Here is a 3,671-nt window from a genome sequence, read left to right on the forward strand (position 1 = left end):
TCACCGAGCTGATGGGGGGGCGGGTGTGGGCCGAGGCCCTGCCGCAGGGCAGCCGCTTTGTGCTCGCCTTTCCCCTTTCGCAGGCCCCGGCCCCTCAGGCCGAAAGGAGGCCCGCGTGAAGCCCCGGGTGATGCTGGTGGAGGACGAGCCCGCCCTGGCCGCGGCCCTGCAGGACAACCTCGAGGACGAGGGCTACGCGGTGGAGGTGGTCCACGATGGCCAGGCCGCCCTGGAGCGCTGGAGGACGTTCAACCCCGACCTGGTGGTGCTGGACGTGATGCTACCCCACCTGGACGGCCTCCAGGTCTGCCGAAAGATGCGGGCTTTGGGCTTTTCCACCCCGGTGCTCTTCCTCTCGGCCAAAGGGGCCCCGGAGGAGCGGGTGGAGGGCCTGCGGGTGGGGGGCGACGACTACCTGGCCAAGCCCTTCCACCTGCCCGAGTTTCTGCTGCGGGTCAGAAACCTGCTGCGCCGTCGGGCCGAGACCCCGGCCCAGGTCTACGCCTTTGCTGGCCACCGCATTGACTTTCGGGCCTGGACCGCTTACCTGAAGGACGGGCGCAAGGAGTTCCTAGGCGAGCGGGAGATGGCCATCCTGCGGCTTTTGGTGGAGCGGGCCGGCGAGGTGGTGAGCCGCGACGAGATTTTGGACCGGGTCTGGGGCCAAGAGGTTTTTCCCAGCAGCCGCACCATTGACAACTTTGTGGTCCGCTTGCGCCGCTTGTTTGAGCCCGACCCGCAAAACCCCGTGCACTTTCACACCGTCTGGGGGGTGGGCTACCGCTTCACCCCCGAGCCCGAACCCAAGGAGCCCACGTGAACGCGACGCCTATCCAGACCACCCCCTCTCTTTTTCTGCGCGCCGCCTGGGGCGAGGACACCCCCCGGGCCCCCCTCTGGCTGATGCGCCAGGCCGGGCGCTACCTGCCCGAGTACCGGGCCATCAAGGAACGGGCCAGCTTCTGGGAGATGGTGCGCACCCCCGAGCTGGCCGCCGAGGTGACCCTCCAGCCCCTGCGCCGCTTTCCCCTGGACGCGGCCATCCTCTTCAGCGACATCATGACCCCCCTGCCCGCAATGGGGGTGGCGGTGGCGTTCAACCCCGGCCCGGTGGTGGCCGAGCCGCTGCGAAGTCCAGCCCAGATCGAGGCCCTGCGCCTGCCCGAGGCGGCTGAGGTGGCCCCCTTTGTGGCCGAGGCCATCCGGCTGGTGCGGCGGGAGCTTCAGGGCCGAGAAACCGTCCTCATCGGCTTTGGCGGGGCCCCGCTGACCCTGGCGACCTACCTGGTGCAAGGGGCCGGCTCCAAGGACTACGAGGTCTTCCGGGCCTTCTTGCGTCAGGAGCCTGCTTTGGCTCACCGCCTGTTGGAGAAGCTCACCGAGCTCACCCTGCGCTACCTGCGGATGCAGGTGGAGGCTGGGGCCCAGGCCATCCAGCTCTTTGACTCCTGGGCCGGCTTGCATGACCCCCAGACCTACCGGACCTTCGGCCTGCCCTACAACCGGCGGGTGCTCGAGGGGCTGGGGGGCCTGGGGGTGCCCCGCATCTACCTGGCGGTGGGCGCCAGCCACCTTTACCCCCTCATCGCCGAGCTGCCCTGCGAGGTGGTGAGCGTGGACTGGCGGATGAGCCTGGATCAGGTTCGGGGCTTTTTCCCAAACCACACCCTGCAGGGCAACCTCGACCCGGCGGTGCTCTTGGCCCCGCCAGCGGTCATCGCCCAGGAGACCCGGAAGGTGCTTCGGGCCGGGCGGGGCGGCCCCCACATCTTCAACCTGGGGCACGGGGTAATCCGCACCACGCCCCCCGAACACGTAGCCCATCTGGTGGAGGTGGTACAGCAGTTCAACCGCTGGCAGGAGGAGTCTGCATGAGCGAGAAGGAAACCCGCGAGTACAAGGAGAAAGAGACCCGGCGTATGGTAGACCTAGACCCGGCGGGCCTGGTGAGCCGCAAGGCCCCCGACCGGGCCAAGCGGCAGTTCATGAACTACGCCTTTTTCAAACTAGACCCAGCCTTTCGCCGGCAGAGCCGGGAGTTCATTGAGGCCGCTAAGGCCGAGTTCGCCGAGGTTTGTGAGCGCTGGGCGGGGCGCGGGGAGGGCTTTATCCTGCGAACCTACAGCCTGGTGGGCCTGCGGGCCGACGTGGACTTCATGCTCTGGCGCATCAGCTTCCAGGTACCCGACTTTCAGGCCATGCAGCGCGAGCTGAACCGAACCACTCTGGCCGGCTACCTGAGCCAGCCCTATTCGTTTCTCTCCATGCAGAAGCGCTCCATCTACGTAGACCGATTCAACCCCGAGGGAGAAGGGGTGCAGCTTTTGCCAGGGCAGGGGCAGTACCTGTTCGTCTACCCCTTCATCAAGACCCGGGCCTGGTACGACCTCTCCCCCCAGGCCCGGCAGGGCATGATGGACGAGCACATCTACGTTTCGGCCCCCTTCACCGGGGTCACCCTCAATACCTCCTACTCCTACGGGATTGACGACCAGGAGTTTGTGGTGGCCTTTGACTCCAACTACCCCCAGGAGTTCCTTGACTTAGTGCACCGGTTGCGCTTTACCGAGGCCAGCCAGTACACCCTGCGGGATACCCCGATGTTCACCTGCTTGAAAAAGGATATCCGCGAGGTGCTGGACGACCTGGCCTAGAGAGAGGCTGTTATGAACGTGCTTTTGATGGCCTACGGAACCCCCTACCGCCGTGAGGAAATTGAGCCCTACTACACCGACATCCGTCGGGGGCGGCCCCCTAGTCCGGAGCTTTTGGCCGAGCTCGAGGAGCGCTACCACCAAATTGGCCGCAGCCCCCTGAGCGAGATCACCTTTGCTCAGGCCATCCGGCTCGAGGCCGCCTTGAACGCCGCCTTGCCCCTCTTCCCGGAGCCCCTACGGGCCTCGCCTGGCCCTAGGGTGCGGGGCCCGGCCCGGGTCTATGTGGGGACTAAGCACTGGCACCCCTTCATCGCCGAGGCGGTGCAGGCCATGGCTGAGGATGGGGTGGAGCGGGCGGTGGGCATCGTGGCCGCCCCACACTTCTCCAACCGGAGCATCGCCGAGTACCGCCAGAAGGTGGAAGAGGCTCTGGCCAAGCTGGGGCGGCCCTTTGAGTTCCGGTTGGTGGAGGCCTACCCCGACCACCCGGGTTACATTGAGGCCCTGACCAACCGGGTTTTAGAACAGCTTTGGCGGCTTCGGGAGCCCAGGGCAGCCCTCTTCCTCTTCACCGCCCACTCCATCCCCGAGAAGTCGGCGGGGGATGGGGTCTACCAGGCCCAAGTGCGCGCCACCGCGGAGGGGGTGGCCAGGAGGTTGGGCCTTCTACACTGGGATGTGGCCTGGCAGTCGGCGGGCCGCACCCCGGAGCCTTGGATTGGGCCGGATGTGAACGAGCGGCTGGAGCGGGCTGCGGCCCAGGGCTTTAGCGAGGTGGTGGTGACCGCGGTGGGCTTCCCCTCGGACCACCTCGAGGTCTTTTACGACCTGGATTATGAGGCCCAGAACACCGCGGCAAGGCTCGGCCTGCGCCTTTTGCGCACCCGCAGCCTGAACGCCGACCCCGACTACATCGGGGTACTGAGGGACCTGGTGCTGCGGGAGTGGGCCTCGTTCCCGGTGCTGGAGCGGTCGCGCTGATGGCTCGGCTGGTGGTGGTCGGGGGTGGGGTGG

Annotated in this window: 4 protein-coding genes; all 4 read left to right on the plus strand. The window is 66.9% G+C overall.

Annotated elements, in window-relative coordinates; genetic code table 11:
* Nucleotides 1-115 precede the first annotated feature (115 nt).
* Genes Mlute_RS14445 through hemH form a run of 4 tightly spaced genes read left to right on the plus strand, consistent with a single transcriptional unit; the run spans nt 116 to nt 3,638 of the window.
* Entirely contained in the window at nt 116-820 is a 705-nt protein-coding gene (locus Mlute_RS14445) for a response regulator transcription factor (protein WP_119361249.1), read from the plus strand.
* Nucleotides 817-1,875: a uroporphyrinogen decarboxylase gene (hemE, locus tag Mlute_RS14450; RefSeq protein ID WP_245959001.1), complete on the plus strand. Its 1,059-nt coding sequence runs from the start codon at nt 817-819 to the stop codon at nt 1,873-1,875. The genes Mlute_RS14445 and hemE overlap by 4 nt, the downstream gene beginning before the upstream one ends.
* On the plus strand, nt 1,872-2,654 hold the full coding sequence (locus Mlute_RS14455; protein WP_119361250.1) for a chlorite dismutase family protein: 783 nt from the start codon (nt 1,872-1,874) through the stop codon (nt 2,652-2,654). Before hemE ends, Mlute_RS14455 begins: the two co-directional genes overlap by 4 nt.
* Before the next feature lie 12 nt (nt 2,655-2,666).
* Nucleotides 2,667-3,638: a ferrochelatase gene (gene hemH, locus Mlute_RS14460; protein WP_119361251.1), complete on the plus strand. Its 972-nt coding sequence runs from the start codon at nt 2,667-2,669 to the stop codon at nt 3,636-3,638.
* The last annotated feature ends 33 nt before the right edge of the window (nt 3,639-3,671 follow it).

This window comes from Meiothermus luteus, assembly GCF_003574085.1.
Classification (GTDB): domain Bacteria; phylum Deinococcota; class Deinococci; order Deinococcales; family Thermaceae; genus Meiothermus; species Meiothermus luteus.